Here is a 1,275-nt window from a genome sequence, read left to right on the forward strand (position 1 = left end):
CGGTCTTGAGCGGGCTGTCGATCGAGTCGAGGGTGTCGGCGATCTCCGGAGCTTCGTCCGCGAGCCAGCCGGCGTCGTCGGCCCGGCAGGCCGACCGGACGTCGTCGAGGTCCGCCCGCAGCTGTGCGAGGGTGCGTTTGGTCCGCCCCGGCGACAACCGGCGCACGACCTCGAACGGGGCGCCTTCCGCGCAGCGGGCCAACGCCCGGCGCGCGCGGCGCAGCAGGTCGCCGTCGCGCTCGAAGTGGTCGGCCAGCACCGCACGCGCCACACCGCGCACGTCCGCGAGGGCCTCCGGGTTCGTGCTGCGGGCACGTTCGAGGCACAGGCGTTGCCACATGAACAAGCAGTCCTCGACGAGCACCAGCAGTTGCAGCGTTTCACCGAGCAAGCCGTCGGCGGCGATCTTCTGCACGTAGGCCACGTGCGCGGCCATCGTGGCATCCGGATCCACCCCGTCGAGCAGGTCGCCGGCGTGCTCCCGCAGCCGCGTCACCGCTTCCGTGAGCAGCGGTCCGAGGTCGGCGATGGGCGCCCAGTCCGCGTCCGTCAACGTGGCGGTGTGATCGACGATGGCAACAGCCCTGGTCAGCGTGTTGTGGTGGCCGACGACGTCGCCGAGGTCGGGGGCCTGCGCGAGCGCAAGTACACGTTCGACAGTGTCCGGTTCGACGTCCTCGCCCCGGAGCCGGACGATGGCGGCCTCGACCGAGGCGATGGCACCGCGCAACGCCCGCACAATCGTGTGCAGAGGGTCGGTCGCGGGCACGTCGGGTCCGATCGGATGGGTCATGTGCTCCATCGTGCTACTCCGCGGCTCCGGATGCAGCAGCGCCTCCCGAACTTTTCTCCCGGCGGGACCGAAATGCTCAGTTCGGCACGCGCACCCAGGCGTCTTCGAGCACCGCCACCACATCGGTCTCGCGCCGCGCGCGATAGGCACTGAGGATGCGGCGCGGCCGAATCTCGGTGTCGAGCCCGATCGCGGTCGCCAGGGCCGCGTTGACGCGCTCTTCGGGCACAACTTCCGGTGTCTCGTACCCGACCAGGGCGAGGGCCCGGCGCAGCGGTTCGGCGTTGTCGGCGACCGTGCGCAACGGCAGCACGTCGAAGCGCCCGTCGGCCCGGAATTCGAGCAGCACCTCGCCCCCTTCGTCGATCCCGAGGTCTTCGAGAAAGTGTCGTACCGAACCCAATTGGGGCGCAGCGCCCGACCATCGCAGCATCTGGCCCCCGAGTCTCGAGTTCAGCACGAGACGGCCGCCCGTTCGGCAT

General features: G+C 70.4%; 1 protein-coding gene and 1 pseudogene. Both read right to left on the bottom strand.

What is annotated here, in order from left to right; all coding sequences use genetic code 11:
• A partial coding sequence (locus Q8814_RS26190; RefSeq protein WP_330154839.1) for a hypothetical protein occupies positions 1 to 793 on the bottom strand: 793 nt, incomplete at its 3' end.
• Positions 794 to 869: 76 nt separating this feature from the next.
• Positions 870 to 1,275: pseudogene (locus Q8814_RS26195) on the bottom strand (hypothetical protein); the annotation flags it as partial.

Origin of the sequence: Rhodococcus chondri (assembly GCF_036327435.1) — a bacterium.
GTDB lineage: Bacteria > Actinomycetota > Actinomycetes > Mycobacteriales > Mycobacteriaceae > Rhodococcus > Rhodococcus chondri.